Annotated in this window: 27 protein-coding genes; 15 read left to right on the top strand and 12 right to left on the bottom strand. The window is 69.2% G+C overall.

Annotated elements, in window-relative coordinates; genetic code table 11:
- Positions 1-163 precede the first annotated feature (163 nt).
- A complete protein-coding gene (locus tag ACE3UA_RS10730; RefSeq protein WP_374644933.1) occupies positions 164-1,708 on the top strand; it encodes an acetolactate synthase large subunit in 1,545 nt (514 codons plus the stop codon).
- Between the two features lie 144 nt (positions 1,709-1,852).
- Here ACE3UA_RS10730 and bfr read toward each other — a convergent pair whose 3' ends face one another.
- The 4 genes from bfr to pyrF all read right to left on the bottom strand — a co-directional run bounded on the left by bfr (position 1,853) and on the right by pyrF (position 4,704).
- Positions 1,853-2,338 (bottom strand): bacterioferritin, encoded by a 486-nt coding sequence (gene bfr / locus ACE3UA_RS10725; protein ID WP_374644931.1) that lies wholly within the window; start codon positions 2,336-2,338, stop codon positions 1,853-1,855.
- Between the two features lie 62 nt (positions 2,339-2,400).
- Positions 2,401-2,640: a bacterioferritin-associated ferredoxin gene (locus ACE3UA_RS10720; protein WP_374644929.1), complete on the bottom strand. Its 240-nt coding sequence runs from the start codon at positions 2,638-2,640 to the stop codon at positions 2,401-2,403.
- A complete protein-coding gene (locus tag ACE3UA_RS10715; protein WP_374644927.1) occupies positions 2,637-3,884 on the bottom strand; it encodes an imelysin family protein in 1,248 nt (415 codons plus the stop codon). Before ACE3UA_RS10715 ends, ACE3UA_RS10720 begins: the two co-directional genes overlap by 4 nt.
- A 118-nt stretch (positions 3,885-4,002) precedes the next feature.
- The gene (pyrF, locus tag ACE3UA_RS10710) at positions 4,003-4,704 is read right to left on the bottom strand and encodes an orotidine-5'-phosphate decarboxylase (RefSeq protein WP_374644925.1); all 702 of its coding nucleotides are present in this window, start codon (positions 4,702-4,704) and stop codon (positions 4,003-4,005) included.
- A gap of 74 nt (positions 4,705-4,778) precedes the next feature.
- On the opposite strand from pyrF, the gene ACE3UA_RS10705 reads away from it, so the two are divergent.
- The 3 genes from ACE3UA_RS10705 to ACE3UA_RS10695 are packed head-to-tail and all read left to right on the top strand — an operon-like array spanning position 4,779 to position 7,284.
- Positions 4,779-5,639 carry an ROK family protein gene (locus ACE3UA_RS10705; protein ID WP_374644923.1) on the top strand — a complete coding sequence of 287 codons (861 nt, stop codon included), beginning with the start codon at positions 4,779-4,781 and terminating at the stop codon, positions 5,637-5,639.
- The gene (locus tag ACE3UA_RS10700; RefSeq protein WP_374644921.1) at positions 5,630-6,433 is read left to right on the top strand and encodes a copper homeostasis protein CutC; all 804 of its coding nucleotides are present in this window, start codon (positions 5,630-5,632) and stop codon (positions 6,431-6,433) included. Before ACE3UA_RS10705 ends, ACE3UA_RS10700 begins: the two co-directional genes overlap by 10 nt.
- Positions 6,434-6,459: 26 nt before the next feature.
- On the top strand, positions 6,460-7,284 hold the full coding sequence (locus ACE3UA_RS10695) for a TolB family protein (RefSeq protein ID WP_374644919.1): 825 nt from the start codon (positions 6,460-6,462) through the stop codon (positions 7,282-7,284).
- On the opposite strand, the gene ACE3UA_RS10690 is transcribed toward ACE3UA_RS10695, so the two are convergent.
- A complete protein-coding gene (locus ACE3UA_RS10690; RefSeq protein WP_374644917.1) occupies positions 7,281-7,712 on the bottom strand; it encodes a hypothetical protein in 432 nt (143 codons plus the stop codon). The two genes, ACE3UA_RS10695 and ACE3UA_RS10690, sit on opposite strands and share 4 nt — an antisense overlap.
- A 289-nt stretch (positions 7,713-8,001) precedes the next feature.
- Between ACE3UA_RS10690 and clpB the strand changes: the two genes are divergently transcribed.
- Both clpB and ACE3UA_RS10680 read left to right on the top strand, forming a co-directional pair.
- Positions 8,002-10,617 carry an ATP-dependent chaperone ClpB gene (gene clpB / locus ACE3UA_RS10685; protein ID WP_374644915.1) on the top strand — a complete coding sequence of 872 codons (2,616 nt, stop codon included), beginning with the start codon at positions 8,002-8,004 and terminating at the stop codon, positions 10,615-10,617.
- A 147-nt stretch (positions 10,618-10,764) separates the two neighbouring features.
- Positions 10,765-11,274, top strand: coding sequence for a pyridoxamine 5'-phosphate oxidase family protein (locus ACE3UA_RS10680; protein WP_374644913.1), 510 nt, complete (start codon positions 10,765-10,767; stop codon positions 11,272-11,274).
- Between the two features lie 42 nt (positions 11,275-11,316).
- On the opposite strand, the gene ACE3UA_RS10675 is transcribed toward ACE3UA_RS10680, so the two are convergent.
- Positions 11,317-13,185, bottom strand: coding sequence for an AI-2E family transporter (locus ACE3UA_RS10675; protein ID WP_374644911.1), 1,869 nt, complete (start codon positions 13,183-13,185; stop codon positions 11,317-11,319).
- A gap of 135 nt (positions 13,186-13,320) precedes the next feature.
- Between ACE3UA_RS10675 and ACE3UA_RS10670 the strand changes: the two genes are divergently transcribed.
- A complete protein-coding gene (locus tag ACE3UA_RS10670) occupies positions 13,321-13,797 on the top strand; it encodes a hypothetical protein (protein WP_374644909.1) in 477 nt (158 codons plus the stop codon).
- Between the two features lie 134 nt (positions 13,798-13,931).
- On the opposite strand, the gene ACE3UA_RS10665 is transcribed toward ACE3UA_RS10670, so the two are convergent.
- On the bottom strand, positions 13,932-14,093 hold the full coding sequence (locus ACE3UA_RS10665) for a DUF1328 domain-containing protein (protein ID WP_374644907.1): 162 nt from the start codon (positions 14,091-14,093) through the stop codon (positions 13,932-13,934).
- Positions 14,094-14,350: 257 nt separating this feature from the next.
- Between ACE3UA_RS10665 and ACE3UA_RS10660 the strand changes: the two genes are divergently transcribed.
- Genes ACE3UA_RS10660 through ACE3UA_RS10650 form a run of 3 tightly spaced genes read left to right on the top strand, consistent with a single transcriptional unit; the run spans position 14,351 to position 16,252 of the window.
- The gene (locus ACE3UA_RS10660; RefSeq protein ID WP_374644905.1) at positions 14,351-14,950 is read left to right on the top strand and encodes a hypothetical protein; all 600 of its coding nucleotides are present in this window, start codon (positions 14,351-14,353) and stop codon (positions 14,948-14,950) included.
- Positions 14,950-15,369 carry a phage holin family protein gene (locus ACE3UA_RS10655; RefSeq protein WP_374644903.1) on the top strand — a complete coding sequence of 140 codons (420 nt, stop codon included), beginning with the start codon at positions 14,950-14,952 and terminating at the stop codon, positions 15,367-15,369. Before ACE3UA_RS10660 ends, ACE3UA_RS10655 begins: the two co-directional genes overlap by 1 nt.
- Complete coding sequence (locus ACE3UA_RS10650) at positions 15,362-16,252, top strand: DUF3618 domain-containing protein (RefSeq protein ID WP_374644901.1); 891 nt, start codon at positions 15,362-15,364, stop codon at positions 16,250-16,252. Before ACE3UA_RS10655 ends, ACE3UA_RS10650 begins: the two co-directional genes overlap by 8 nt.
- Positions 16,253-16,307: 55 nt before the next feature.
- Here the strand turns inward: ACE3UA_RS10650 and ACE3UA_RS10645 are convergent, their stop codons facing one another.
- From ACE3UA_RS10645 to ACE3UA_RS10635, 3 genes are read right to left on the bottom strand one after another with little or no spacing between them, the layout of a single operon-like run.
- Positions 16,308-17,954, bottom strand: coding sequence for a sensor histidine kinase (locus tag ACE3UA_RS10645; RefSeq protein WP_374644899.1), 1,647 nt, complete (start codon positions 17,952-17,954; stop codon positions 16,308-16,310).
- 47 nt (positions 17,955-18,001) lie between these two features.
- A complete protein-coding gene (locus ACE3UA_RS10640) occupies positions 18,002-18,577 on the bottom strand; it encodes an RNA polymerase sigma factor (RefSeq protein WP_374644897.1) in 576 nt (191 codons plus the stop codon).
- A complete protein-coding gene (locus ACE3UA_RS10635; RefSeq protein WP_374644895.1) occupies positions 18,574-18,720 on the bottom strand; it encodes a NepR family anti-sigma factor in 147 nt (48 codons plus the stop codon). The genes ACE3UA_RS10640 and ACE3UA_RS10635 overlap by 4 nt, the downstream gene beginning before the upstream one ends.
- A gap of 207 nt (positions 18,721-18,927) precedes the next feature.
- On the opposite strand from ACE3UA_RS10635, the gene ACE3UA_RS10630 reads away from it, so the two are divergent.
- The 3 genes from ACE3UA_RS10630 to ACE3UA_RS10620 all read left to right on the top strand — a co-directional run bounded on the left by ACE3UA_RS10630 (position 18,928) and on the right by ACE3UA_RS10620 (position 22,455).
- Positions 18,928-19,737, top strand: a complete 810-nt coding sequence (locus tag ACE3UA_RS10630; RefSeq protein WP_374644893.1) for a response regulator — start codon at positions 18,928-18,930, stop codon at positions 19,735-19,737.
- A 9-nt stretch (positions 19,738-19,746) separates the two neighbouring features.
- Complete coding sequence (locus ACE3UA_RS10625; protein ID WP_374644891.1) at positions 19,747-21,339, top strand: phospholipase D family protein; 1,593 nt, start codon at positions 19,747-19,749, stop codon at positions 21,337-21,339.
- An 861-nt stretch (positions 21,340-22,200) separates the two neighbouring features.
- Positions 22,201-22,455, top strand: coding sequence for a PRC-barrel domain-containing protein (locus tag ACE3UA_RS10620; RefSeq protein WP_374645092.1), 255 nt, complete (start codon positions 22,201-22,203; stop codon positions 22,453-22,455).
- Positions 22,456-22,504: 49 nt separating this feature from the next.
- On the opposite strand, the gene ACE3UA_RS10615 is transcribed toward ACE3UA_RS10620, so the two are convergent.
- Both ACE3UA_RS10615 and ACE3UA_RS10610 read right to left on the bottom strand, forming a co-directional pair.
- Entirely contained in the window at positions 22,505-24,142 is a 1,638-nt protein-coding gene (locus ACE3UA_RS10615; protein ID WP_374644889.1) for a CHASE domain-containing protein, read from the bottom strand.
- Positions 24,143-24,312: 170 nt separating this feature from the next.
- On the bottom strand, positions 24,313-24,798 hold the full coding sequence (locus tag ACE3UA_RS10610) for a hypothetical protein (protein WP_374644887.1): 486 nt from the start codon (positions 24,796-24,798) through the stop codon (positions 24,313-24,315).
- Between the two features lie 216 nt (positions 24,799-25,014).
- On the opposite strand from ACE3UA_RS10610, the gene msrP reads away from it, so the two are divergent.
- Both msrP and msrQ read left to right on the top strand, forming a co-directional pair.
- The gene (msrP, locus tag ACE3UA_RS10605) at positions 25,015-25,920 is read left to right on the top strand and encodes a protein-methionine-sulfoxide reductase catalytic subunit MsrP (RefSeq protein ID WP_374644885.1); all 906 of its coding nucleotides are present in this window, start codon (positions 25,015-25,017) and stop codon (positions 25,918-25,920) included.
- Complete coding sequence (gene msrQ / locus ACE3UA_RS10600; protein WP_374644883.1) at positions 25,920-26,528, top strand: protein-methionine-sulfoxide reductase heme-binding subunit MsrQ; 609 nt, start codon at positions 25,920-25,922, stop codon at positions 26,526-26,528. The genes msrP and msrQ overlap by 1 nt, the downstream gene beginning before the upstream one ends.
- The last annotated feature ends 234 nt before the right edge of the window (positions 26,529-26,762 follow it).

Genomic DNA, 26,762 nt, shown 5'->3' with positions numbered 1-26,762 from the left:
GCGGCCCTACCATTCACCTGCCCCAAGGAAGCGTTTCCAGAACGGCAAAAATATGGCGGGCAGGGGGAGATTGAGTGATCGGGCCGCAAGGCGGGCCGGGGTTGCGCCAAGGGACGCGGACTGCCAAGGAGGGAGTGGCGATCACGAAGCGGAGGGGCAGAGGATGAACGGCGCGGAAACCCTGGTTAAGACCCTGCTGGCCAGTGGCGTTCGGGTCTGCTTCGCCAATCCCGGCACCTCGGAGATGCATTTCGTGGCCGCGCTGGACCGCCATCCCGACCTGCGCTGCATCCTCTGCCTGTTCGAGGGCGGGGTCTCTGGCGCGGCGGACGGCTATTTCCGCATGTCGGGAGAGGTGGCGGCAACGCTGTTGCACCTTGCACCGGGCTTCGGCAATGCCTTCGCCAACCTGCACAATGCGCGCAAGGCGCAAAGCGGGGTGCTGAACGTGATGGGGGATCACGCGGACCATCACCTGCGGTTCGAGGCGCCGCTCAAGGGCGACACGGTCGGGATCAGCCAGGCGGTTTCGCACTGGACCCGCGTCTGTTCCGAGCCGGGGCGAGTGGCGACGGACGCGGCCGATGCGATCCAGGCGGCGCGCGGCGGGAATGGCCGGATCGCGACGCTGATCCTGCCCGCCAACATGGCCTGGGACCCGGCCGAAGCGCAGGCGGTGGCGCCGCCGCCGGTGCCGCTGCGCCGCCCGTTGCAGGACGAGGTGGCCGCCGCCGCCCGCGCCCTGCGCCAGCCCGGCGCGATCCTGCTGCTGGACGGTCCCGCGCTGTGGTCGGACCTTGGCCTGCTGGCGAAACGGCTGACCAAGGCGGCGGGCGCGCGGCTGATGCAGCCCTTCTTCGCCGCCCGCTTCCGCCGGGGGGCGGGGTCGGTGGCGATCGAGCGGATGGCCTATCGGATCGAGGACAACCTTGCCCTGCTGCACGGGGCCCCGGCGCTGGTCCTGTGCGGCACCACGCGGCCCGCCGGGTTCTTCGCCTATCCCGGCCGCCCCTCGACCCCCGACGACCCGGATACAAGGCTGATCGACCTGTGCAGCCGCGACATGGACATCGACTGGACCCTGCGCGCCCTGGCCGAGGAGATCGGCGAGGCGGACCTCGGGCCGGGGGATTTCACCGCCCTCTCGCTGCCACCCCTGCCCGATGGCCCGCTGACGCTGGAAAAACTGGGCCAGTCCCTCGCCGCGCTGCTGCCCGAGAAGGCGATCATCGTGGACGAGGGGATCACCGCCTCGGGCCACCTTGCCCCGGCATTGAAGCAGGCGCGCGGGCATGACGTGCTGACGATCACCGGCGGGTCGATCGGCTTTGGCCTGCCGAATGCCGTGGGCGCCGCCGTGGCCTGCCCGGAGCGCAAGGTCGTGGTGCTGGAGGGCGACGGCTCGGGGATGTACACCCTGCAATCGCTGTGGACCATGGCGCGCGAGGGGCTGGACGTGACCACGGTGGTCTTCGCCAACCGCGGCTACCAGATCCTGCGCGAGGAACTGGCGGCGATGGGGGTGAACGAGGTCGGCCGCAACGCCAGCCAGATGTTCGACGTCGAGGGCCCCCGGCTGGACTGGGTGGCGCTGGCGCAGGGTCACGGGGTGCAGGCGGTGCGGGTGGAGGACATGGCCGGCTTCAACGCCGCCTTCGCCGAGGCGATGGGCCAGCGCGGTCCCCGCCTGATCGAGGTCCTGTGCTGAAACCGCTCGACGGCCGTTCGTCGATGCTGTCTGTGCCCGGGCGAACGACGCTCCTCCGGGGTGCGCTGCCGAGGTGCGCTGTAGCGCACCCTACGCGGGGCATATGCCCTGGAGAGACGCGCCCCAAGGGGTGAGGGCGGGGCGCTAGTCGGCCTTGCTGGCGGGTTTGGCGTTCAGCAGGCCGTAGCGTTCGGCGCCGAGCTTGTCGAAAAGGTCGAGCTGGGTCTCGAGATAGTCGATATGGCCCTCTTCATCCGCCAAGAGGTCGTCGAACAGCGCGCGCGAGACATAGTCGCCGACCTGATCGCAGTGCTGCCGCGCCTCGATATAGAGGTTGCGGGCGTCGTGTTCGGCGGCGAGGTCGGCCTCCAGCGTCTCGCGGACGGTCTGGCCGACGCGCAGCGGGTCGAGCTTCTGCAGGTTGGGATGGCCTTCGAGAAAGATGATCCGGGCGATGAAGCGGTCGGCGTGGTGCATCTCCTCGATCGATTCGGCGCGGGACTTGTCGGCGAGATGGCCGAAGCCCCAGTCCTCTTGCAGGCGGTAGTGCAGCCAGTACTGGCTGACCGCCGTCAACTCGGACCGCAGGCCCGCGTTGAGGTACTCGATGACTTTCGCGTCGCCTTTCATGGCCGGTCCTCCCTTGCCTGGTGATCGCGGGCTAACGGTAGCGGCGCGGCTTCGGTTCCCTCTCAGCGCGCGGCGATGGCAGGGCGGCGAAGGATCGGGACCGGCGCGCCCACGGGCAGGCTTTCCGACTGGCGCATCGTGTCGAGGAACAGCGGCAGGCAGCCGCCGCAATCGGCGCGCTTGCCGAGGGCGCGGTAGATCCTGCCGGGGGTGATGACGGTATCGGCGTCGGCGGCGCGCATCCAGTCCACCGCGGCGCGGATCTCGTGGTCGGTGATCGACTGGCAGTGGCAGATCATCATTGGAAGACGGCCTCCGGGCTGTCCAGGCTGTCCGAGCCTTCGAAATCGACCTTGGAGAGACCGAGCGCGGTGACGGCGCGGTCGATCGAGGCAGTCTGGGTGACAAGCGCGTTGACGGCGGCCATGATCAGCGCCTCGCCTTCGGCATTGCCGGGGGCGATGAGCGTGTCGAAGGTGCGGCCCGAGTCGCCCGCATCCTTCAGGGCTTGCAGGGCGGCGACGGAGGCGTCGAGTTCGGCCTTCAGCTGCGTGTCCACGCCGGGGTCGGCCGCGGCCACCAGATCGGCCAGCGACGGGCCTTGCAGCACCGATCCATCGGTCCGGGTGTAGCTGCCGAGATAGACGTTGCGGATGCCGAGACCGTCGTAGAAGTGGCTGTTGTGGGTGTTGTCCGAGAAGCAGTCATGCTCCTCCTCGGGGTCGTTCAGCATCAGGCCCAGCTTGGTCCGCTCTCCCGCGAGTTCGCCATAGGAGAGGCTGCCCATGCCGGTAAGGGCGGCGAGGATGCCCTTCTGCGGGTCGACGGTCACGGCGGCGCGGGCCGGGCCGTCCTCGTCCCAGTTGTCAACCATCTCGGTCAGGTCGGCGACCAGAAGGTCGGTCGCGGCCCGCAGATAGGCGGCGCGGCGGTCGCAGTTGCCATTGGTGCAGGCGTCCCCGGTGGCGAAGTCGGTGGCGGGGCGGTTGCCCGCACCGGGGTTGGTGCCGTTCAGGTCTTGGCCCCAGAGCAGGAATTCGATGGCGTGGTAGCCGGACGCCACGTTGGCCTCGATCCCGTCGGCCTCGTGCAGGGTCTCTGCGATCAGCGCCGGGGTGATGGTCGAGGCGTCGATCTCGTTGCCCGAGAGGGTGAATTTCGGCGTGGCGACGACGTTCAGGGTGGCGAGTTGGTTTTCCTCGTTGCCGTAGCCGGCGGCGGTGTAGTCGATCAGCCCCTCGTCCAGCGGCCAGGCGTTCACCCGGCCTTCCCAGTCGTCGACGATCGGGTTGCCGAAACGGAAGGCCTCGGTCTGCTGGTAGGGAACGCGGGCGGCGAGCCAGGCGTCGCGGGCGGCTGCAAGCGTGGCGTCGGAGGGGGTGGCGATCAGGGCGGCGACGGAGAGTTGCAGGGCCTGGGCGGTGGTCAGGCTGTCCTGATAGCCGGCGAGGGCGAGGTCTGCATAGTGGCGCGTAACGTCCTCCGGCGTGGCGGCGAGGGTCGGGCTGGCCAGGGTCGTCAGAAGCAGGGCGGAGAGCAGGCGCATGGAGAGACCTTCGGCTGGGATCGCCGTATAGCTGACAAAAATACTTGGCTTTGTAAACCCGATTCTTTTAATTTGGAATTTGGCGTTGTGGGAGCCTAAGATTTTTCGACGAAAAATCTTAGGCTTGCGTGGGAAGCTCGGCCACCACGGCGCGGGCGACGGCGGCGGGGTCTTGCGCCTGCCAGATCGGGCGGCCGACGACGATGTGGTCGGCCCCGTCGGAGATGGCCTGATGCGGAGTGGCGATGCGCTTCTGGTCGCCGGAGGCGGCACCGGCGGGACGGACGCCGGGGGTGACGATGAGTTTGCCCCGCGCCTCGGGCAGGGCGCGGATCAGCGCGGCTTCCTGCGGGCTGGCGATCACGCCGTCGGCCCCGGCGGCAAGCGCGCGGGCGGCGCGTTCCAGGGTGATCTCGTGGATGTCGCCGGGCCTGATCAGGTTCGCGTCAAGATCGGCGCGGTCGAGCGAGGTGAGGATGGTGACGGCGAGGATCTTGAGGCCGGTGCCGCCCTTGCCGGTGGCGGCGGCGCTGACCACCTGCGGGTCGCCGTGGACGGTGAGGAAGTCGAGGTCGTATTGCGCGAGGCCCCGGACCGCGGCCTCGATGGTGGCGCCGATGTCGAAGAGCTTCATGTCCAGGAAGACGCGCTTGCCCTGTTCGTGCTTCAACTCGTTCGCAAGGGCGAGGCCACCGCCGGTCAGCATGCCGAGGCCGATCTTGTAGAAGCCGGCCGCCTCGCCGATCCGCGACACGAGGTCGAGGCCCTGCACCACGTTCGGCACGTCGAGGGCGACGATCAGGCGGTCATCTGCGGGCATGGCGATCTCCGGGGTTTTGGGCGGTTTGACGGGGCGGGGTCGGGCTGTCAAGACTGGCGCAAAAGGGGGGCGGGATGATCCTTGTGTTCGACATCGGCGGCAGCCGGATCAAGGCCGCGGTCTGGGACGGCGCGTTGCGGCCGGTGGGGGAGGTGCCGACGCCCGCGGGCGACAAGGCGGGGTTCACTGCGGCGATTGCGGGGTTCGTGACCGGGCGCGAGAGGGGCATCGCCATCTCCATCGCGGGGGTGGTGGATCCGGCGACGGGCGAGGGGACGGTGGCGAATATCCCGGCGATCGACGGGCTGCGGCTGGGGCCGGAGTTGCAGGCGGCGGTGGGCTTGCCGGTCAAGGTGCTGAACGACGCGGATTGCTTTGCCCTGGCCGAGGCGGCGCGGGGCGCGGGCCGGGGGCATGGCACGGTGCTGGGCGTGATCCTGGGCACGGGTGTCGGCGGCGGTCTGGTGATCGGCGGGCGGCTGGTGACCGGGGCGGGCGGCTATGCCGGGGAATGGGGGCACGGGCCGGTGATCCGGGGCGACTACGCCCTTGCCTGCGGCTGCGGGCAGGTCGGTTGCGTGGACACCATCGGCGGGGCGCGCGGGCTGGAGCGGCTGCACCAGGCGCGGACGGGCCAGGCGCTGGGCGCGGAGGACATCGTGGCGCGCTGGCAGGCGGGCGAGGGTGCGACGCTGGAGCTGTGGCGCGATCTGGTCTCGGGACCGCTGGCGCTGGCGGTGAACCTGGTCGGCGCGGATGTGGTGCCGGTGGGCGGGGGCCTGAGCCGCGCGCCGGGGCTGGTGGCCTGGCTGGACGAGGCGGTGCGGGCGCGGATCCTGCGGCGGACGGTTGCGCCGCTGGTGGTGCCGGCGGAATGCGGGGCGGATGCGGGGCTGCTGGGCGCGGCGATGGCGGGGCAGGCGGAATGGGGCTGAGGCTGGAGGTCTGCGTCGATACGCTGGCGGGTCTGGAGGCGGCGGTCGAGGGCGGGGCGGACCGGATCGAGCTGTGCGCGGCGCTGGCCCTGGGGGGCCTCACCCCCTCGGTCGGGATGATGCGGGAAGCGGCGCAGTGCGGGGTGCCGGTCCTGGCGATGATCCGGCCGAGGGCGGGGGATTTCGTCTGGTCCGGGGCGGAGGTGCGGGCGATGGAGGCGGAGATCGCGACGGCGGGCGAGGCCGGGCTGGCGGGGGTGGTGCTGGGGGCGAGCCTGCCGGACGGGCGGCTGGACCTGCCGGTGCTGCGGCGGCTGGTCGCGGCGGCGCGGGCGGCGGGCGGGGATCGAGGTCCTGCAAGAAATCGGACCGGAGCCTTTGACGGCTCCGACCCGGAATTTTCGAAAGTTCCGGAGCCCCTGGACCTGACCTTGCACCGATGCTTCGACCTTGTGCCGGATCAGGGCGAGGCGCTGGGACAGGCGGTGGCGCTGGGGTTTCGGCGCGTGCTGACCTCGGGCGGGGCGGCGACGGCGGGTGCGGGGGCTGCCCGCATCGGGGCGCTGGTGGCGCAGGCGGCAGGGCGGATCGCGGTGATGGCGGGGGCGGGGGTGACCGCCGAGACCGCGCCGGGGCTGCTGGCGCAGGGGGTTCGGGAACTGCATGGCTCTTGCGCCGAGGATTTCGCGGCGGGCGGCAAGGTTGTCGCGATGGGGTTCGGGCCAAGGGTGGAGCGGCGGACCAGCGCGGCACTGGTGCGGGGCCTGAAGCGGGTGATGGAAGCGGCGGGCTGAACGCTTGCGGGCATTGGAGGCAGCTGGTGCGGAGCGTGATCGAGACCTTCGATCTGGCGACGGGCGAGGTCCGCGAGGTGCTGGTTGTCGAGGGCCGGATCGAGGCGCCGAACTGGGCGCCTTCGGGGGACTGGCTGCTGGTGAACGGGGGCGGGCGGCTGTTCCGGGTGCCGCTGGCCGCGCCCGAGCTGCTTGCGCTGGAAACGGGCAAGGCCGTCCGGTGCAACAACGACCATGGCTTCAGCCCGGATGGGGGGACGATCTTCCTCGGCTCGCATCACGAGGGGCGGGGGGCGCAGATCTACCGGATGCCGGCGACGGGGGGCGAGCCGGCGAAGATCTCGCCCGAGGCGCCGAGCTGGTGGCACGGGATCTCGCCGGATGGAGGTGTTCTTGCCTATGTCGCGGCGCGGGGCGGCAGGCGGGTGATCGACGTCTACACGCTGGAGACTGGCGGCGAGGAGCGGCGGTTGACCCTTGGCGAGGGGCAGTGCGACGGGCCGGAGTTCAGCGCGGACGGCCGCCGGATCTATTACAACTGCGACCGGACGGGGCGGGCGCAGATCTGGGTGATGGCCGCGGATGGACTGGGGCAGCGCCAGCTGTTCCGGGACGATTGCGTGAACTGGTTCCCGCATTCCTCGCCCGACGGAGAGCATCTGCTGTATCTTGCCTATCCGCCGGGGACCGAGAGTCATCCCGCCGACGTGCCGGTGGCGCTGGTCCTGTGCGACCCCGAGGGCGGCAACCGGCGGCGGCTGCGCGAGATCACGGGCGCCCAGGGAACGCTCAACGTGCCCTGCTGGGCGCCGGATGCCAGCGCCTTCGCCTATGTGCGCTATGAGATCTAGGCGAGGCGCGGCGTCGGGACCGGGCCACGCGGAGCGGGCTCGGGGTCCGGCTCGGGGAGGACGGCCTGCAGGATCGGCTGCAGGTGGCGCGGATCGCCCCAGACCGAGATATAGACCTCGGGCGGGAAGCCGTTCGACAGATGCTCGGGCATCAGGTCGATGATGCGGACCCTGAGCGGATCGCCATGGGCGAGGGAGGGGGCGACGATCTCTTCGGCCAGGGGGCCGAGATGGCCGAGGAGCGCGGGACGCAGGCGCGGGATCAGGCCGAGGAAGGGCTGGCGGACGCGGGCATAGACCCCGATCCGGCCATCGCTCAGCCGGTCGAGCCAGGCGGCGTCGCCGATCGAGATGCCGGTGCGCGCGACATGGACGGTCAGGCCCTCGACCGGGGCCTTGTGGATCAGGGGGAGCTTTGCATCGGACATCGCGGGGCCTTCCGGGTTCGGAATGTCCAGATGGACGGCGGCCGGGGTGGAAGGCAAGGCATTGCGGCCATGCGCCTTTGGGATGGGCCGGGGCCCGCGCAAGGGGCGGGTGGCGATCGGCGGGGAAAGGCCGATCCGGAAGGCCGGGCAGGTTGTCGCCGAGGCGGATTTTCCGGGGGACGGGGATTGCAAAGCCTGAAGGGCGCGCCCAAGTCAGCGGCAAGGCCCCATGCACCGTGCCGGAAGTCCGGGCGGCGCGAGGGGGGCGCTTAACCAGAGGAGATTGCCGATGAATTTGGAGAAATTCACGGAGCGGTCGCGCGGCTTCCTTCAGGCCGCCCAGACCATCGCGATGCGGGAAAGCCACCAGCGCGTGCTGCCCGACCATCTGCTGAAGGCGTTGATGGATGACGATCAGGGCCTGGCCGCGAACCTGATCCGCAAGGCGGGCGGCAGCCCCGAGCGGGTGAACGAGGCGGTGAACGCCGCCATCGCCAAGCTGCCCAAAGTCACCGGCGGCGATGCGCAGACCTATGTCGACCCGCAACTGGTGCGGGTGCTGGACGAGGCGGAGACCGTGGCCAAGAAGGCCGGGGATTCCTTCGTGCCGGTCGAACGGCTGCTGACCGCGCTGGCGCTGGTGAACACGCGCGCCAAGGATGCGCTGACGGCGGGGGCGGTGACGGCGCAGGGGCTGAACACGGCGATCAACGAGGTGCGCAAGGGGCGGACGGCTGACTCTGCGTCGTCGGAAGACACGATGGAGGCGCTGAAGAAATACGCCCGCGACCTGACCGAGGCGGCGCGGGACGGCAAGATCGACCCGATCATCGGCCGGGACGAGGAGATTCGCCGTGCGATGCAGGTGCTGTCGCGGCGCACGAAGAACAACCCGGTGCTGATCGGGGAACCCGGCGTCGGCAAGACCGCCATCGCCGAGGGGCTGGCCCTGCGCATCGTCAACGGCGACGTGCCGGAGAGCCTGAAGAACAAGAAGCTGATGGCGCTGGACATGGGCGCGCTCATCGCCGGGGCGAAATACCGTGGCGAGTTCGAGGAACGTCTGAAGGCGATCCTGAAGGAGATCGAGGCGGCGGCGGGCGAGATCATCCTGTTCATCGACGAGATGCATACTCTGGTCGGCGCGGGGAAATCCGAAGGCGCGATGGATGCGGCGAACCTGATCAAGCCGGCGCTGGCGCGGGGTGAGTTGCACTGCATCGGTGCGACCACGCTGGACGAATACCGCAAGCATGTGGAGAAGGACGCGGCCTTGGCCCGTCGCTTCCAGCCGGTGTTTGTCGAGGAGCCGACGGTGGAGGATACGATCAGTATCCTGCGCGGGATCAAGGAGAAGTATGAACTCCACCACGGGGTGCGGATCGCCGACTCGGCGCTGGTGGCGGCGGCGACGCTGTCGCACCGCTATATCACCGACCGCTTCCTGCCGGACAAGGCCATCGACCTGGTGGACGAGGCGGCCAGCCGTCTGCGGATGGAGGTGGATAGCAAGCCCGAGGAACTGGACGCGCTGGACCGGCAGATCCTGCAATTCCAGATCGAGGCCGAGGCGCTGAAGAAGGAAGACGACGCGGCGTCGAAGGACCGGCTGGAGAAGCTGGAGAAGGAGCTGGCCGACCTGCAAGAAAAGTCGTCCGAACTGACGGCGAAGTGGCAGAACGAGCGCGCCTCGCTGGAGGCGGCGCGGACGTTGAAGGAGCAGCTGGACGCCGCAAGGGCCGAGCTGGAGGGCGCCAAGCGCGAGGGCAACTTCGCCAAGGCGGGCGAACTGCAATACGGCCGCATCCCGGCGCTGGAGAAGGACCTGGCCGAGGCGGAAGCCAAGGAAGGCCAGGCGCTGGTCGCCGAGGCCGTGCGGCCCGAGCAGATCGCCGAGGTGGTGGAACGCTGGACCGGCATTCCCACGACCAAGATGCTGGAAGGCGAGAAGGAGAAGCTTCTCAAGATGGAAGAGGAGCTGGGCAAGCGTGTCGTCGGGCAACGCGCCGCGGTGGAGGCCGTGTCGCGGGCTGTCCGGCGGTCGCGCGCGGGACTGTCGGACGAGAACCGGCCGCTGGGGTCCTTCCTGTTCCTCGGCCCGACCGGCGTCGGCAAGACCGAGCTGACCAAGGCGCTGGCCGAGTATCTGTTCGACGATGACGGCGCGATGGTCCGTATCGACATGTCGGAGTTCATGGAGAAACACTCGGTCAGCCGCCTGATCGGGGCACCCCCCGGCTATGTCGGCTATGACGAGGGCGGGGTGCTGACCGAGGCTGTCCGCCGCCGCCCGTATCAGGTGGTGCTGTTCGACGAGGTCGAGAAGGCGCATCCGGACGTGTTCAACGTGCTGTTGCAGGTGCTGGACGACGGTCGGCTGACCGATGGCCAGGGCCGGACGGTGGACTTCAAGCAGACGCTGATCATCCTGACCTCGAACCTCGGGGCGCGGGCGCTGAGCGAATTGCCGGAAGGCATGGACGCGGCCCATGCGAAGGCCGAGGTGATGGAGGCGGTCCGGGCGCATTTCCGGCCGGAATTCCTGAACCGGCTGGACGAGCAGATCATCTTCGACCGGCTGAACCGGGCGGATATGGGCGGTATCGTCGAGATCCAGCTGCACCGGCTGGAGCAGCGGCTGGAGCAGCGCAAGATCACGCTGGACCTGGACGCGACGGCCAAGGCCTGGCTGGCGGACGAGGGCTATGATCCGGTCTTTGGCGCGCGGCCGCTGAAGCGGGTGATCCAGCGCCAGTTGCAGGACCCGCTGGCCGAGATGCTGCTGGCCGGGGAAATCCTGGACGGCAGCGTGATCCGCGTCACGGCCGGGCCGGAAGGCCTGATCATCGGCGATCGCGTGGTCGAAAGCCGACGCGAGCGCCCGGCCCAGGCCGTGGTGCACTAAGAAGAGAACGGCCCGGGCACCCCCGGGCCGTCTGCTTTCTGCCGGATGAAAATTTTTGAACTTGGCGGGAACCGATCCGGGATCCGGAAGTTCTTGCGGGGAGTGGCGGCCATCGGCCGCCGGTTTGCAATCCGGACCCCCGCGCCAATGACCGAAGACGGTGACAAGCAGACCGACCAGAAGCCCGAGGCGATCAAGCCGGAGCGGGTCTGGGAGATGATCGACAGGATCGATGTCGCGATGCTGGTCACCCGCTCCGACCAGGGGATGCGCGGCCGGCCGATGTCCACGATCCCGAAACCCGAGCGGGGGCTGGTCTATGTGCTGACCGAAAGCACTTCGGACGCGGCCAGGGATGTCCGGGAGAATGGCTCGGTCTTCCTGTCGTTTCAGGGGCGGGGCGACCATGTTGCCCTGCATGGGCAGGCCAAGGTGGAGTCCGACAAGAATCTGGTTCGGGAATTGTGGTCGCCGGGGGCCAAGGTCTTCTGGCCCGAGGGGCCCGAGGCGCATGACGTGGTCGCGCTGGCGATCGACCCGGACCATGCCGATGTCTGGGACGGACACGGGCTGTTGCGGGGAATTGCGAATATCGTTCGTGGCGCAGTGGAAGGACGCTCTCCCGATCTGGGGACGAGAGGGCAGGCCGACCTCTGATCGCCATGGAAGGGGCGGAACTTCGGTTCCGCCCCGACTTTTTCAGGCGGGCCGGGCAGGGGACTGTCCGGCCGTTTCCGTGGGCGAGGGCAGGTCGAAGGCGGCCGAAAGCACGGCTTCCATGCCCCGGGCCACGAAATCGGCGCTGGCGGGCTCTGGCAGGGGGCCGTCCTCGGGCGGCCAGAGCGCCAGGCCGATGCGGATGCCGGGCAGGCGGCGGCGGAGCTGACGGAGCTGGAAATCCACCGAACGCGGCAGGCTGGCGTCCAGCGAGACGAGGACCAGCGTCTGGGGATCGAGGTCCCCGAGCGCGCGCGGCATCAGCGAGCGATGCGGCACCGCGCGCGACTCGGCCCCTTCGGCGCGCAGGGCTTGCGAGAGCATCTGCGCCGCCGCATCGTCCAGCCCGGTGCGCGCGCCCATGACCGCGATGCGCCTGCCCAGCCCGTCAAGCACGCCATTCGACACCAGCGGCGCGGCCTCGGCCCCTTCGGCGGGGGTCTTGGTGGCCGAGGCAAGCTCGTCCTCGACCACGGCTTCCAGGTCCTCGGTCAGGCTCCAGGCGGAATGGGCGATGCGGTTGGTCTGGTAGTCGGAGAGAAGGCCCGCCTCATGGTCGGCCTGGGCCAGCGCCAGCGCCGGGATGGCGCTGCGGTCGTAGTAGTCGGCCAGGTAGTTCTGCGCGGTCGAGGCGGTCGCGGCCTCGGTGAAGGCGAAGGAATGGCCGGCAAGAAGACGGTCGTAGAGGCGCGCGGATTCGGCCAGCACGGGCTGGTCGCCCAGCATGATCGGGAACAGGCGCAGGCTGGGGACATGGTGTCCGACGACGACGAGGCAGACGGTCAGCGGCGTCGCCATGATCAGGCCGACCGGACCCCAGAGCCAGGTCCAGAACATTGCCGAGACGATGACGGCCAGCGGCGAGAGCCCGGTGCGCTGGCCGTAGAACCACGGCTCGATGAGGTTGGAGGTGGTGAATTCCACGACCAGGAACAGCGCCCCGGTCCAGAGCACCAGCGACCAGTCGGGCGAGACGGCGAAGGCCATGAGAAGCGGCAGAATCGCCGAGATCGCCGAGCCGATATAGGGCACGAACCGCATCACCAGCGTCACGAGTCCGAAGAACAGCGCATTGGGCACGCCGATCAGCCAGAGGCCGAACCAGATCGGCACGGCATAGATCACGTTCACCACCAGCTGCGCGAAGAGATAGGTCGAGACGCGCGCCCCCGCCTCGGCCAGCAGGCGCGAGGTGGCGAGGATGTTGGTTCCTCCGATCAGCTGCACCAGCCGGTCGCGCAGCGCGCCGCGTTCGAGAAGGGCGAAGATGGCGACGACGAAGATCAGCCCGAAGATCCCCACCGGGGTCATGGCGGGCAGGATGACCCCGGTCAGCCAGTCCTTCAGGCCGGTGTGCTCGACCACCTCGACCTTCATCGCGGCGTCTCCGGTGGCGGCGCTTTCGGCGGCGAGGCGGTCTGAGATCCGCCCGACCAGGCCCTGAAGGTGCGAGATGATGCGGCTGTCCTTGCCGGCGTCGAGCAGCGAGTCGATCTTGGTCAGGACGTTGCCCTGATATTGCGGCAGGTTGGAGCCGATCTGGCTGATCTGGAAGGCGAGGATCAGGACGAAGGCCCCGACCAATGTGGCGGCGGAAAGCACCGTGAGCACCACCGCCACGGTGTCGCGCAGGCCGTGGTGGCGCAGGGCGTTGACCACGGGGGTCAGGATGAAGGCGATCAGCATGCCAAGCGCCAGGGGCAGGAACAGGTCCTTGGCGACGTAAAGGATGGCGCAGACCACGGTGATGGTGGCAAGCGTCCGCAGTGAGGCGACCGAGGTTGCGCCGGGTGAGGGATCGCGGGGAAAGGGAAGCGTGAGGTCGGTCGTCGCGGCCGGTTCGTCTGGCATCCTGATCCCCATGCACTGCCCTGTTCGCCCGACAACGGCCCTGGCGCATCCCGGTTCCCGGTGCGGAACCGGCGGCCCTCGGGGAACCGGAGGCCGTCCCTGGGGTTGCCCCTTGCCCGGACGGGAGGACGAGCCATGAGCCAAGCAACGGTGACCCTGCTGAACGAGGCGGCGCTGGATCTGCCGCTGGAGCAGTTGCGCCGCGCTGACGGGGCGGTGGTGATCGTGGCCGGAAGCTCTCTGGTGCGGATGACGCTGGCCGAGCTTTCCTTGCCCGGCGCGCAGATGATCTGGACCGACTTCCGGCAAAGCGCCTCGCTGCGGCATCTGCATGGGGTGATCCGCGATCTGGGCGGGCTGGATCGGCTGGTGCTGGCCGGAAACGCGCAGGACGGCGAGGCGATGTTCTCGCTGATGTGCGCGATCCTGACCTTCCTGCCATCCCTGCGCCGCAAGCCGGGGGCGGAGGTTGTGCTGACGGTCCAGGAGGGCCCGGCGCTGGGGTCGCTGCGGGCCTTCCTGCAACGGCTGGACGGGCGGATGGCGCAGGACCGGATCCGGCTGCTGTTGCAGATCCAGCCGCAGCGCCCGACGCAGCCGGTCGCCGCCTGACCCCACGCGAAACAATCGCTGACGACAGAAGCGTGGCCGAATGGATCGCGCATGAAAAAGGGGCTGCAACCGAAGCTGCAGCCCCAGATCGAGGCGTGACGGCAGGGAAGGACCGTCGCCCTCGGGGGGGTGGCTCAACGGCGGAGCGCGCCGCGGAACAGCGAGATGACGAACAGCACCAGGAAGATGAAGAACAGGATCTGCGCGATCCCGGCCGAGGTGCCCGCGATGCCGCCAAAGCCGAGGACGCCGGCGATGATCGCGATGACGAGGAATGTGACTGCCCAGCCGAGCATGGGAATTCTCCTTTGGGTCAGGGCGCGCGGGGAGCCGCGCCGGGTGACGTTTGCGACTCAACCCCCGGCCGGGGGCCAGGGTTCCGCAGGGTCGCGGAAAAAGTTTGCGGCAGGCGGGGGCTGGCCGACCGGGTGCGGCGGCGGGGAGGCGGACGGGAACCGATGCGGCGGCTTTCGCATTGTCAGACCGTGACGCACAGCCGCCGGACCCTGGCGCGGTGCATGGACCTTACCCCGGAGATTTCAGGAGATCTGCCATGAACGGGACCTACAAGAAATCAGACGACCAGTCCGAAGGCTCGGGCAGCAACCTGGCCCAGTCGCTTGCCGAAACCGCGAGCGAGGGCGGCGCGGCCGCGATGGAGAAGGCGGGCGACGTCATGGATGAGGGCAAGCGCAAGCTGGATGGCCTGAAGGACAGCGCCTCGGAGGCGATGGACGAGGGCCGCTCGCGCCTGAAGGAGGCCAAGGACGCGATCGTCGGCGGCGCGGGATCGACCCTTGCGGCGGTCAAGGATGTCGCGGTGGAAAAGGCCGATACGGCGCGCGAGACGCTTTCGGACGTGGGCGAGCGGCTGGCGGCGACGCTGCAACGCTCGGCCGATGGCGAGGATGGCGATGCGCTGAAGTCCAAGGTGCTGAGCAGCGTGGCGCAGGGGCTGACCCAGGCCTCGGACGTGCTGCGGCAGCGGTCGGTCTCGGACCTGACGGCGGACGTGCGCGAGATGGCCCGGCGGCATCCGGGGGCCTTCATGGCGGCCGCGGCCGTGGTGGGCTTTGCGGCGGCGCGCTTCGTGCGGTCCTCGGCGCACCGGCGGATGGCCGAGCATGATCGTCACCAGGGGCCGCGGGTCTGATGCCGGGCCCGGCGGAAAACACCGAGCCCACGGGCACGCTGTTGTCCGATGTGGTCACGGGCCTGGGGCGTCTGGTCAAGGGCGAGCTGATGCTGGCCAGGGCCGAGGCGGGCGCAGGCCTGCGGATGGCCGCGGGCGGTCTGGTCAAGATCGTGCTGGCGGCGATCCTGGCGCTGGTCGGGCTGAATGTCCTGGCCGGCGCCGCCGTCGCGGCGCTGGCCGAGGCGGGCCTGGGCGCGGGCTGGGCGGCGCTGATCGTGGGGCTGGCGCTGTGTGTGCTGGCGATCGTGCTGGCGCTGGCCGGGCGCGCGGCGCTGCGGCTGCGGGGCCTCTGGCCCGACCGGGCGCTGCGCGGGGTTCGGCGCGATGCCGAAGCGGTGCGCGCCGCCATGAGCGAGGAAGGAGTGCGACATGTCTGACGTGGATTGCCATGAGATCGAGCGCGAACTGGAGCGCGACCGGATGCAACTGGCGCGGTCCCTGTCCGAGTTGCATGACCGGCTGACCCCCTCGGCGCTGGTCGAACAGGGCAAGGAGGCGCTGGCCGCGCAGGCCGCGCCGCTGTTGTCACGGCTGGACCATGCGATACGGGCGCAGCCCCTTGTCGCGGCGGTGGCGGGCGTGGCGCTGGCGGCGCTGATCCTGGGCCGGCAGCGCCAGGCGGCGGAGAGGCATCCCCGACCGCCCGAGAAGTTCGAGGCCCTCACCCGCTGGGAGGACGAGGGCGGCCCGCCATTGGCCGAGCCGGTCGATCCCGAGGAGGAGTGGCTGGCCCGGGCCAAGGGATTGCGCGCCCGCGCGGCCGACCTGTTGCGGCAGATCGACCATGCGGCGCGGCGCGGCCTGACCCCGGCGGCGGAACTGGCGAAGCATCGGGCTGCGGTGATGGGCGCCTTTGCGCGCGACACCGGCGCGGCGCTGGGGCATGGGCTGGAGGGGCTGACCGATGCCGCCCGGGCCGAGGCGCTGGAGGCGCGGGAGCGGGTCTATACCGCCAGCGTGGCCGCCACCGCCAAGGGGCGCGAGGTTGTCGAGAGCTATCCGCTTGCCGCAGGCATGGCCATGGCGGCGGCGGGGGCGGCGGTGGCCTGCATGTTCCCGCCGACCGAGCTGGAGGACCGGCTGATGGGCGATGCCCGCGACCAGCTGGTCGATGACGCCAGGGCCGCCGCGCGGGCCGAGGTGACCCGGGCCAGCGACCTGGCGCAGGAGCTGAAGTCGGCGATGGGTCGCGATATCGAGCGCGCCAGGCTGGTGCTGCGCCCCGAACATGCCTGGCGCGGGACCGACGTCCGGCACTGATCCGCCCAGCAAATTCACGCGGCCGGTCCCGAGACAGGGGCCGGCCGCAGTCGTTTCAGACGGCGATATGGGGGAAGGTCACCTCGACCGCCGAGCGGTTGTCCGCGGAGCGGATCGCCACCTTGCCACGCAGCTGTGCGGCGAACTGAAGCAGCATCCGGCGCGGCAGGGCGGCGATGCCGCTCATGGTCTCGGGCAGGAACTCGGGCACGATCGGGCCCTCGACCTTGAGGCTGATCTCTCCGTCGTCTTCCCGAAACGAGATGTCGACCCCTTCGCTGGCGACGGAGCGGGCGTGGAAATGGCAGCCGATGATCTCGGCAAGGGCCATGGCCAGGGGGACGGCGGCCTCGACCGGCATGCGGACCGGATCGAAATGCTTGCGCGCCACGCCTAGGGCGACGCCGTGGATTTCCTTCAGCCGCCGCACGACGCCGGCCAGGATCTCGTCCATCGGCACGTCGCGGCGGCCGGTCATGGTGTAGAGGCTGCTGTGGGTGGACGACAGCGCGATCACGCGGTTGATCAGGCCGTCGAGAATCGTGCGGACCTCATCGTCCCGGCTTTCGCGGCGATACATCCGCATCACCGAGGCGATGATCTGCAGGCTGTTGCCGCTGCGGTGGTTCACCTCGCGCAGGAGGACGTCCTTGTCCACGATCAGGTTCTGCAGCTCGGCCTCCTCGTGCTCGATAGTGCGGATCAGCTGTTCGTAGACGGCGTGCAGATTCTGGATTTCGGCCGGCGCGTCGGTGATGTCGGGCACCATGATGCGGCTGCGGGTCGCCATGTAGTCGGACATCGAGCGCGACAGGGCCCGGACATGGCGCACGACAAGACGGCTGGCGGCGAAGCTGGCGGCGACAAGAGCGGCCAGCCAGGTGAGAACCGGCAGCAGATAGGGCGCCACCCAGCTGGCAGGGCTGAAGATGCCGGCGCTTTCGCGCTGCCAGATCGAAAGCAGGTAAAGGTCGGGGGCGACGGAAGTGACCGAGAGGATGCGGCTGGCCCCCTCGTCCCGAAGCAGGGCGGACCTGCCGGCGCGTTCGGCCAGCGAAGCGGCGGTCACGCCGGGGGGCAAGGCGGAGTCCAGGTCGCGGCCGGGATCGGAGCCGATGAGAAGCGTGCCGTCGCCCCGGATGGTGGCAAGATAGACCGGCCGCCACAGCGCGACGGGATCGGCATAGGCCTGCGGCGCGACCGAGAAATAGGGAAGCGAGATCGACACGATCCCGATCTGGGCGCCCTGCCGGTCAAAGACCGGATGCGTCACGGCGACGACCGCGGTGTCGGAAACCGCCCCGTGCGGATTGTACATGACCATCGGCTCGGGCCGGGAGATGGCGTTGCGGAAATGCGGGCTGCTGCTGAAGTCGTGGACAGCGCCGGTCGAGGAGCAGCTCATCAGCCCCGACATCGGCAGATAGGCGACCAGGGTCGCGCTGGGCAGATCGTCGTTCACCGCCTTGGCCCGGTCCGAACAGGAGCCGCGTTCGCTGAGTGCGACGGGGAGCGCGGCCGCCATCACCCGGGCCGAGATCCGGGCGTCGTTGATCAGGTCGATCTGCTGTTGCACCGCCTTGAGCGAGGCCCCGGCCACGCCTTCCAGGGTGGAGGCGAGCATGTCGTTCTGGGCGGACTGGGTCTGGACGACAGAGAGAACGCCAAGCGGCATCAGCGCCAGGACCAGCGTGCTGCCCAAGCGGAAGCCCAGGGTGCTTTTCGCGAATCTGCCGGTCGCGGGCAATGTCAACGCGCACCCGAAGCGGCGCGCAAGACGACCGCCTGGGTGGGTCCGTCGGTGCCCGAGAACAGGCCCTCGCCTTCGGCCAGGTGAAGGATTTCGGCCAGGCGCTTGCGGGCGCGGCTGGCGCGGCTTTTCACCGTGCCGATGGCGACGCCCATCATCTCGGCCGCCTCCTCGCAGGAAAAGCCCGAGGCCCCGACCAGGATGAGCACTTCGCGGTGTTCGGGCGAGAGCATGTCGAAGGCGCGCTGGAAATCCTTGAACGCGAGGCGCGAGTCATGCGCGGGCTTCTCGGACAAGGCGGCGGCGTGGACGCCGTCGGTGTCCTGCACCTCGCGCCGGGTCTTGCGCAGGGCGGAATAGAAGGTGTTGCGCAGGATGGTGAAAAGCCAGGCATCCAGGTTGGTCCGGGGATCGAACTTGTCCATGTTGGACCATGCCTTCAGAATCGTGTCCTGCACAAGGTCGTCGGCCTGGGTCACGTCGCGCGCCAGGCTGATCGCGAAGGCGCGCAGCCGAGGGATCGCGCCCGCCAGCCGGTCGCGCGGGTCTTCGGGGACATCGGTGCCTCCGGTCATGACCTTCCGCCATCCTTCCCGCCGTCCTTCGCGGCCTCCCGCGCCTTGAGCTGCGACAGAAGCTCTCGGAACCGCTCGGGAAGCTCTTCGTTCAGGGCCGAGGTGTAGACACGCTTCAGATTCTCGTCGATCTGTGCCCGCATCGCCTGCCTTTTGGGGACATCTTCGTCCTTTTCTCTCGTCATATCGTTCTGCTTCCCACTCACTCGTGAAGGACGAACGCCTTCAACATGCACACGGTTCCAACGTGGAACCGAAATTTGCCGATCTCTCCGCCGCTGTGGAACCGAAGCCATGGCGCAGCGTTGATCCTGCGACGCATAGCGAAAATGACGAGGGAGAGTCTGTACATGCTCGCACAGGACACGGTGGATCTTTCGGCAACCGTCGCCCGCCATCTACCCTATCTGCGCCGCTATTCCCGTGCACTGACCGGAAACCAGACCAGCGGCGACCGCTATGCCGTGGCGGTGCTGGAGGCTGTCGTCGCCGAGCCGGACCTTCTGGCGCAGCATGACGATCCCAAGGTCGCGCTGTTCGCCGTATTCCATTCGGTCTGGTCCAGTTCCGGCGCCCCGGTGGCCGAGGCCGAGGGCGGGCTGGCGAGTGCAGCCCAGGCCCATCTGGCGCGGCTGACCCATAATTCGCGCGAGGCGCTGCTTCTGAACACGATCGAGGGTTTCGAGCTGGACCAGGTCGCGGCGATCATGGGGAGCGACGAGGCCGAGGCGAAGCATCTGGTCGAGACCGCGATCCGCGAGATGGAAGAGTCGGTGCGCGGCTCGGTTCTGGTGATCGAGGACGAGGCGATCATCGCCATGGACATCGCCGCAATCGTCGAGGGAATGGGCCACCGGGTCACCGACAACGCCCGGACCCATGCCGAGGCGGTGAAGATGGCGGCGGCCGAGCGGCCGGATCTGATCCTGGCGGATATCCAGTTGGCCGACAATTCCTCGGGCGTCGAGGCGGTGAACGAGATCCTGGCCCAGTTCGGCGATATTCCGGTGATCTTCATCACCGCCTTCCCCGAGCGGCTGCTGACCGGCGAAAGGCCCGAACCCGCCTTCCTGATCAACAAGCCCTATACCGAGGAGCAGGTCCGCTCGGCCGTCAGTCAGGCGATGTTTTTCTCGTCGACCGACAGCCTGCGCCCCTGAACCGATGGAATGGCGGAGCCGGATTCCGTCACGCCCGTTGCCACACCAGTTGCAGGCCGGGTCGCGGTGCTGGTCACCGCGGCCGAGGCCTATCCCGCGCTGGAGCGGGCCTTCCTCAGCGCCGAAAGCGAGATCCTGGCCGGGTTCCGGGTGTTCGACCTGAAGACCCGGCTGCGCTCGGCCGAAGGGCGGGCGGTGGGGCGGAGCTGGTTCGAACTGGTGATCCACACCCTGCGGCGCGGGGTGCGCCTGACGGTGATCCTGTCGGATTTCGATCCCGTCGCGCGGCCCAGGCTGCACCGGGCGACCTGGCGGACGGTCAGGATGTTCTGGGCGGCGGCCGAACTTGCCGGGCCGGAAGCGCGGCTGCAGGTGATCCCGGCGATGCATTCGGCGGTGGCGGGGATCGGGCCGCGGCTCTTGTTCTGGCCGCTGATCCTGTCGCGGCTTGCGCGCCTGAGCCGCTGGCTGCGCCGGCAGGTCCCGCCCATCCGCCTGGCCGCGCTGCGCGAGATGCCGGGGGCGCGGCGCCTGCTGGCCGGGCCGCTGGAGCGCCGGCCCCGGCCCCGGGTCCTGGCGGTGCCGCCACTGCATCCCGCGACGCATCACCAGAAGCTGGCGGTCATCGACGGGCGGCGACTTTACATCGGCGGGCTGGACCTGGACGAGAGGTTCTACGACACGCCCGAGCATGAGCTGCCGGGGCACGAGACCTGGCATGACGTGCAACTGATGATCGAGGGGCCGGTGGCCGGGGATGCGAAGGCGCATCTCGAGCGATTCCTGGCGGTGGTGGCGGGCGCGGCCGACCCGCTGCCCGCCGCACCCTGGCACGAAGGGCTGCGCTTTGTCCGCACGCTCTCGCGCCGGCGCTTGCGCTGGGCGGGGCGGCAGATCGCGCCCGAGCCCCTGGTGGCCGAGATCGAGGCCGCGCATCACGAGGCCATCGGGCAGGCGCGGCGGCTGATCTATGTCGAGACGCAGTATTTCCGCGACCGCCGCCTTGCCCGCCACCTTGCCGGAGAGGCGCGGCGGAACCCGGAATTGCGAATGATCCTGATCCTGCCCGCCGCGCCGGATGACGTGGCCTTCGAGGGCTCGACCCGGCTGGACGCGCGGCTGGGCGAATTCCTGCAGGCGCGGGCCTTGCGGATCCTGCGCAAAGGCTTTGGCCGACGGTTGTTCATCGGCGGGGCGGCGCAGCGCCGCAGGACGAAGGAAGGCGGCAGGGCGCAGCTGAAGGGCGCGCCGCTGGTCTATATCCATGCCAAGGTCAGCATCTTCGACGACCGGCGGGCGATCGTCTCCTCGGCCAACCTGAACGGGCGCTCGCTGCGCTGGGATACCGAGGCGGGGCTGGTGATCGACCGGCCGGAGGATGTGGTCGCGCTGCGGCGGCGGCTGATGGAGCATTGGCTGCCATCGGGGGCGGGCGAGGATTTCTTCGATCCGGACAGGGCGCTTATGGCCTGGCGGGCGCTGGCGGGGCGGAATGCAAGACTGCCGCCCGCGCGGCGGCGGGGCTTCATCCTGCCCTATGACCCGAAATCGGCCGAGGATTTCGGCCGCGCTTTCCCTCTGGTTCCCGACGAGATGGTCTGAGCCTTGCGCGATTTCCCGCCCAGGGGCGCGGGAACGGCGGAAACCGGCCGGAACCTGCCCGATGCAGGGACGTTGATCCCACGTACAAGCGGCGAGAGACCTGCCGCACAACAGACACAGGAGAGTCCCGTGAAAACTCTGCTTCTTACAACCGCCATGGCGGCCGGCCTTGCCTATCCTGCGCTGGCCCAGACCTCTCCGTTCCAGACCGAGGCCGCAGGGCCCGCGGTCGCGGCTTCGGACATGATCGGCGCGCGGATCTATGCCAGCGAGGCCGCCGTGGACGCCGACGCCTATAGCGGCGTGCAGGAAGGCTGGAACGATATCGGCGAAGTGAACGACATCATCCTGGGCCGCGACGGCAGCGTCGATGCGGTGCTGGTCGATATCGGCGGCTTCCTGGGAATCGGCGAGCGCCAGGTCGCGGTCGACATGGCGGCCCTGCGCTTTGTCCAGGACGACGCCACGGATGCGGACGGCTGGTTCCTGGTGATGCAGGCCGACCGCGCCGCCCTGGACACCGCGCCGGAATGGGTCGTGCCGGGCGCTGCGGCCACGACTGACACCACGGCCGCGACCGATGCCACGGCTGGCGATGCGGCGGCGACGGATGGCGCCGCGACCGACGAGGCGCCTGCCGCCGACGCTGCCGCCGCGGATGCGAGCGCAGACGCCGCCAACGCCGATGCGACGGCCGACACCAATACCGACGCCAACGCCGGCGCCGAGCCCGCTCCCGACGCCGATGCGGCGGCTGCGGCGGATGCGGAGGCGGCGGGCGGCGCCGCGACCACCACGCCGGGGGCGGTCACCCTTCCCGAGGGCTATGTCGCCGTCGAGCGCGAGACGCTGACCGCCGAGATGCTGACCGGGGCGAATGTGCGCGATACCGCGGACAATTCGATTGCCGAAATCTCGGATCTGGTGCTGACCGGCGAAGGCCAGGTGACCGACGTGGTGCTGGACGTGGGCGGCTTCCTTGGGATCGGCGCCAAGGCCGTGGCGATCCCGCTGGACCGGCTGACCGTGGCCCAGGGCAGCGGCGGCGACCTGGCGATCTGGGTCGACATGACCAAGGAGGAGCTTGAGGCGCTGCCCGAATTCAAGAAGGAGTAAGCGCCCTGCGATCCGGACGGCCCGCGCCCCTGGCGGCGCGGGCCGTCTTTCATTGCGCGGCCATCTGTTCGGGCGCGGTCGCCCCGACCGCGGGCTTGAGCGGAAAGCGCAACAGGATCCGCAATCCCGCGGCATGGAAGTCGCGGGTCAGGGTGCCGGAAAGCTCTCCCTTCAGGCTGGCGTCGATCAGGCGCGAGCCGAAGCCGGCGGGCGGGGCGCCGCCTTCGGCGGTCGCGACGAAGCGTTCGTCCCAATCCACCGTCACCTCCTCGGCCCCGTTCGGACCAGAGCCGACAGACCAGGCGATGCGCAGGCCCTTCCCCTCGGGCGTGAGGCCGCCGTATTTCATCGCATTCGTCACCAACTCATGCGCGACCATGGCGAAAGCATGGGCCTGCCGCTCGTCCAGCCGCACGACCGGGCCTTCCATGAGATGCTCGACCTGATCGGTGTCGAGGCCCTGACGAAGCTCTGTCCGCAGGATCGAGCGGACGTCGGCCTGGGGCACGGCGGTGCCGGCAAGGATCTCCTGCACGGCGGCCATGGCCTGAAGCCGGGCGTCGAAAGCATCGGTGAAGGCCTTCACATCGGTGGCCCCGCGCGCGCTTTGCCGGGCGATGGACTGGATCCTTGCGATGTGGTTCTTGATCCGGTGCTTCATCTCGTCGAGGAGAAGCCCGCGATACTCCGCCTCGCGCCGGGCGGCGGCGGCCAGGGCGCGGACCTGCTCGGCCTCGTTCTGGCGGGCGCTGACGGCGGCGGCGGCGGCCCCGGCAAAGAGGAACGAGATCAGCCCGACCAGGATGCTGCCGATGTTGCGGCGCCAGGCGGCGGGCGGATAGAGTTCCCGCACGGTGAAGGACCATTGCCGGCCCGCAAGCTCGACCGCACGCTGCAGGACGAGGCCCTTGCCAAGCGGCTTGTCGGGGCTGGTGTAGATCGGCCTGTCGGGCGCGCCGGTGTCGGTGACGGTGACGGCAACCGGAAGCGGCGGGCCGGCCGCCAGCGCGGCACGCACGAGGTCGCCGCCACGGAAGGGCGCATAGACGAAGCCGGAGGTGGGAGTGTCCAGGCCGGCGCCGAAGGCGAGATAGATCAGGAAGCCGGTCTGCTTGTCCTGGGTGATTTCCTGCACGAGTTCGACCGGACCGCTCATCTGCGGCAGGCCGCTGACGATGGCGCGGTCCATCGCGGCGCGGCGGGTCGGATCGACATACATGTCATAGCCCAATGCGACGAGATTGCGGGCCGTGACGGGGCCCAGCATCACGATCGGGGTGCGCCAGGGCTCGGTCGTGGGGGGGCGGACCTGGACGTCGACGCGGTAACGCGCCTCGATCTCCTCTTCGACGGCAGCGGCCCCGCCGGTCGGGATCATCCGCGCGAATCCCACGCCCTGCACGCCGCCAAGTTCGTTGATCGTGTCGAGGGTGGCCATGAAGCGGTCGAAGGCCCGGCGGTTCAGCTCGCCCTCTTGCGCGGCGATGAGGCCACGGGTCGCTTGCAGCAGGACGACGTGCTTCTCGATCCGCGAGACGACACGGTCGACGGCCAGGTCGGCAGAGGCTTCGAAATCGGTGCGGTCCCGCTGGCTTTCGACGACATGGACGGCCCAGACCAGCCCGGCACCGGCGGTTGCGGCGGCAAGGAACACAAGCGCAGGCAGCGGGCCGGGCCTGCGTGGCATCATGTCCTGCCAGCTGCGGCAGCGCGGGTATCAGTGACGGACTGCATTCTGCGTTGACTCATCTCACCAGTGCCCGGAGCGGGAGGTTTCCCCATCGGCGCCCTGCCGTCAACCGTATGCGGCCGCAACCCGGCGGGGATGCGGCCGCGAAACGGACGGTGAGGGACCTGTCACTTCAGCCGGGAGACGACGCCCTCGGCAAAGGTGTCGACCAGGCGATTGTAGGCGCCGGTGGTGTCGGTGGACAGGATGAGGAACGTGCCCTCGGGCAGGACGATCTGCGCGTTCTCCAGCGAGACGCTGAGTTCGTAGGCGTCGAAGTTCGAGTTGTCGGTGTCGTCCTTGATGTTCACCTGGCCCACCAGGACGGCATCGCCCAGGTTCAGTTCGCGGTCGAAGGCGCTGGCCAGCTCGACCTCGCGGATGTCGACCAGGATCTCGGCCCCGGTGTCGGCCACCCGGTCGGTCACACGGGCGGCGATGGCGTTCTCGAGATCGGTTTCCAGATTGGCCCAGAAGGTTGCGGCCTTCTCGTTCCCGATCGCGGTCAGGTCGGCGGTGACGTCGATCTTCGCGATCCGGTCGACGGCGGCGAAGGCAGAGGTCGAAAGGACGGCCAGGACGGCGGTGGCGGCAAGGGTTTTCATGCGAAACATGGTCTGTCTCCCGAAATGGTGCCGGAACGGCAGTTCGCAGACACAACGCCGCCGGGAAACACGGGTTCCCTTGCGCCAAGCCGGGCCAATTTCGCGGCAACTCGACCGGAGGTGAAGCCGGGCGGGATGTTTCAGTCGATTGCCGAGGACGTGACCGGGATTGCTTTGCCTTTCCCGCCGACCGGCGCATCATTGTTCCCACGTTCAGGAGGTGCCATGACCCGCAAGCTTGCCTGGTCCGACGTGACCCCGAAACCGCTCTGGCTGAACCGCCGCCAGCTGATCGCCGGCACGGCCGCCCTGGCCGCGACGCCCGCGCTGGGGCGGATCGAGGCGGCGGCGAGCCGCTATTCCACCGACGCGGCCCCGAACACGCTGGAGGAGATCACCGGCTATAACAACTTCTACGAATTCGGCACCGGGAAGGAGGACCCCGCCGCCTATGCCGGCGGGCTGACCATCGACCCCTGGGCGGTGCAGATCGACGGGATGGTGGACCGGCCCGGCAGCTATGACCTGGCCGATGTGCTGAAGGACCAGCCGCTGGAGGAGCGCATCTACCGCTTCCGCTGTGTCGAGGCCTGGTCGATGGTCGTGCCCTGGATCGGCTTCCAGCTCTCGGGCCTGCTGGAGCGGGTGGGCGTGCAGCCCGGCGCGAAGTTCGTCGCCTTCGAGACGCTGCTGCGCCCCGAGGAGATGCCGGGCCAGGCCAGCCCCTTCATCGAATGGCCCTATCGCGAGGGGCTGCGTCTGGACGAGGCGATGCATCCGCTGACGATTCTTGCGACCGGGCTTTATGGCGAGGCGATGCCCCGGCAGAACGGCGCGCCGATCCGGCTGGTGGTGCCGTGGAAATACGGATTCAAGTCGATCAAGTCGATCGTGCGGATCTCGCTGGTGGACCGGATGCCGCCGACCACCTGGAACATGCTGCAGCCGCGGGAATACGGCTTCCATGCCAATGTGAATCCGAACGTGGACCATCCGCGCTGGTCTCAGGCCAGCGAACGTCGGGTCGGCGCGGGAATTTTCGCGGGTCGCGAGGATACGCTGATGTTTAACGGCTATGAGGCCGAGGTCGCCTCGCTTTATGCCGGGCAGGACCTGGCGGTGGACTATTGATGGAGCGGCTGAACGGCCTGGCCCGGCGAGTGCCGACCTGGTTGGTCTATGGCCTGGGGCTGCTGCCGCTGGCGCTGCTGCTCTGGGGCGCGGTGGTCGGAGGCCTGGGGGTCGAGCCGGTAAAGGCGATCGAGCACCGGCTGGGCGAGCTGGGCCTGCAGTTCCTCCTGGCCTCGCTGGCGGTCACGCCGTTGCGTCGGGCCGGGCTGAACCTGATCCGCTTTCGCCGGGCGCTGGGGCTGCTCGCCTTCTTCTACATATCCCTGCATCTGGTGGCCTGGGTCTGGCTGGACATGGGCCTGCGCTGGGCCGAGATGGCCGCCGACCTGGTGAAGCGGCCCTATGTGATTCTGGGCATGGCGGGATTCGCGGCGCTGATTCCCCTGGCCCTCACCTCCAGCAATGCGGCGATCCGGCGGCTGGGGCCGCAGGCCTGGGGGCGTCTGCACCGCCTGGCCTATGGCGCGATTCTGGCCGGCCTGCTGCATCTGGCGCTGCTTTCCAAGGTCTGGACCGGGGAGATTCTCCTCTATTGGACGCTTGGCGCCCTGCTTCTGGGCCTGCGCCTTCTTCCCCGTGGCCGCTCTCGCCGCAGCGCAGCGGCCTGAGGGAAAGGAAGTTGCGCAGGATGGGGCCCCTTTGTGGCCTTTCTTGCGCCAACCCCAAGATTTTGCGGTCTTTTCCGGTCGTGAGAAGTTTTTTGAAGGATTCCGTTTTTTCCCTCTTGCGGGTTTTGCTTGGTCTCCGTAAATACCGCCTCACCGAAGCGGAGACGCGGCGGTGACGGGCGGAAGCGGCGGCGACGCGGTTGAGGTTCGGAAAATCTGAAGACAAGGCGCGAG

Origin of the sequence: Tabrizicola sp. (assembly GCF_041919135.1) — a bacterium.
GTDB lineage: Bacteria > Pseudomonadota > Alphaproteobacteria > Rhodobacterales > Rhodobacteraceae > Tabrizicola.
This window is presented reverse-complemented; position numbering and strand designations above follow the sequence as displayed.

Bases quoted from the DNA above. Each gene is read 5' to 3' on its own strand.
- ACE3UA_RS10730 (WP_374644933.1), top strand. From the start codon at position 164: ATGAACGGCGCGGAAACCCTGGTTAAGACCCTGCTGGCCAGTGGCGTT.
- bfr (WP_374644931.1), bottom strand. From the start codon at position 2,338: ATGAAAGGCGACGCGAAAGTCATCGAGTACCTCAACGCGGGCCTGCGG.
- ACE3UA_RS10720 (WP_374644929.1), bottom strand. From the start codon at position 2,640: ATGATGATCTGCCACTGCCAGTCGATCACCGACCACGAGATCCGCGCC.
- ACE3UA_RS10715 (WP_374644927.1), bottom strand. From the start codon at position 3,884: ATGCGCCTGCTCTCCGCCCTGCTTCTGACGACCCTGGCCAGCCCGACC.
- pyrF (WP_374644925.1), bottom strand. From the start codon at position 4,704: ATGCCCGCAGATGACCGCCTGATCGTCGCCCTCGACGTGCCGAACGTG.
- ACE3UA_RS10705 (WP_374644923.1), top strand. From the start codon at position 4,779: ATGATCCTTGTGTTCGACATCGGCGGCAGCCGGATCAAGGCCGCGGTC.
- ACE3UA_RS10700 (WP_374644921.1), top strand. From the start codon at position 5,630: ATGGGGCTGAGGCTGGAGGTCTGCGTCGATACGCTGGCGGGTCTGGAG.
- ACE3UA_RS10690 (WP_374644917.1), bottom strand. From the start codon at position 7,712: ATGTCCGATGCAAAGCTCCCCCTGATCCACAAGGCCCCGGTCGAGGGC.
- clpB (WP_374644915.1), top strand. From the start codon at position 8,002: ATGAATTTGGAGAAATTCACGGAGCGGTCGCGCGGCTTCCTTCAGGCC.
- ACE3UA_RS10680 (WP_374644913.1), top strand. From the start codon at position 10,765: ATGACCGAAGACGGTGACAAGCAGACCGACCAGAAGCCCGAGGCGATC.
- ACE3UA_RS10675 (WP_374644911.1), bottom strand. From the start codon at position 13,185: ATGCCAGACGAACCGGCCGCGACGACCGACCTCACGCTTCCCTTTCCC.
- ACE3UA_RS10670 (WP_374644909.1), top strand. From the start codon at position 13,321: ATGAGCCAAGCAACGGTGACCCTGCTGAACGAGGCGGCGCTGGATCTG.
- ACE3UA_RS10665 (WP_374644907.1), bottom strand. From the start codon at position 14,093: ATGCTCGGCTGGGCAGTCACATTCCTCGTCATCGCGATCATCGCCGGC.
- ACE3UA_RS10660 (WP_374644905.1), top strand. From the start codon at position 14,351: ATGAACGGGACCTACAAGAAATCAGACGACCAGTCCGAAGGCTCGGGC.
- ACE3UA_RS10655 (WP_374644903.1), top strand. From the start codon at position 14,950: ATGCCGGGCCCGGCGGAAAACACCGAGCCCACGGGCACGCTGTTGTCC.
- ACE3UA_RS10650 (WP_374644901.1), top strand. From the start codon at position 15,362: ATGTCTGACGTGGATTGCCATGAGATCGAGCGCGAACTGGAGCGCGAC.
- ACE3UA_RS10640 (WP_374644897.1), bottom strand. From the start codon at position 18,577: ATGACCGGAGGCACCGATGTCCCCGAAGACCCGCGCGACCGGCTGGCG.
- ACE3UA_RS10635 (WP_374644895.1), bottom strand. From the start codon at position 18,720: ATGCGGGCACAGATCGACGAGAATCTGAAGCGTGTCTACACCTCGGCC.
- ACE3UA_RS10630 (WP_374644893.1), top strand. From the start codon at position 18,928: ATGCTCGCACAGGACACGGTGGATCTTTCGGCAACCGTCGCCCGCCAT.
- ACE3UA_RS10625 (WP_374644891.1), top strand. From the start codon at position 19,747: ATGGCGGAGCCGGATTCCGTCACGCCCGTTGCCACACCAGTTGCAGGC.
- ACE3UA_RS10620 (WP_374645092.1), top strand. From the start codon at position 22,201: ATGCTGACCGGGGCGAATGTGCGCGATACCGCGGACAATTCGATTGCC.
- ACE3UA_RS10615 (WP_374644889.1), bottom strand. From the start codon at position 24,142: ATGCCACGCAGGCCCGGCCCGCTGCCTGCGCTTGTGTTCCTTGCCGCC.
- ACE3UA_RS10610 (WP_374644887.1), bottom strand. From the start codon at position 24,798: ATGTTTCGCATGAAAACCCTTGCCGCCACCGCCGTCCTGGCCGTCCTT.
- msrP (WP_374644885.1), top strand. From the start codon at position 25,015: ATGACCCGCAAGCTTGCCTGGTCCGACGTGACCCCGAAACCGCTCTGG.
- msrQ (WP_374644883.1), top strand. From the start codon at position 25,920: ATGGAGCGGCTGAACGGCCTGGCCCGGCGAGTGCCGACCTGGTTGGTC.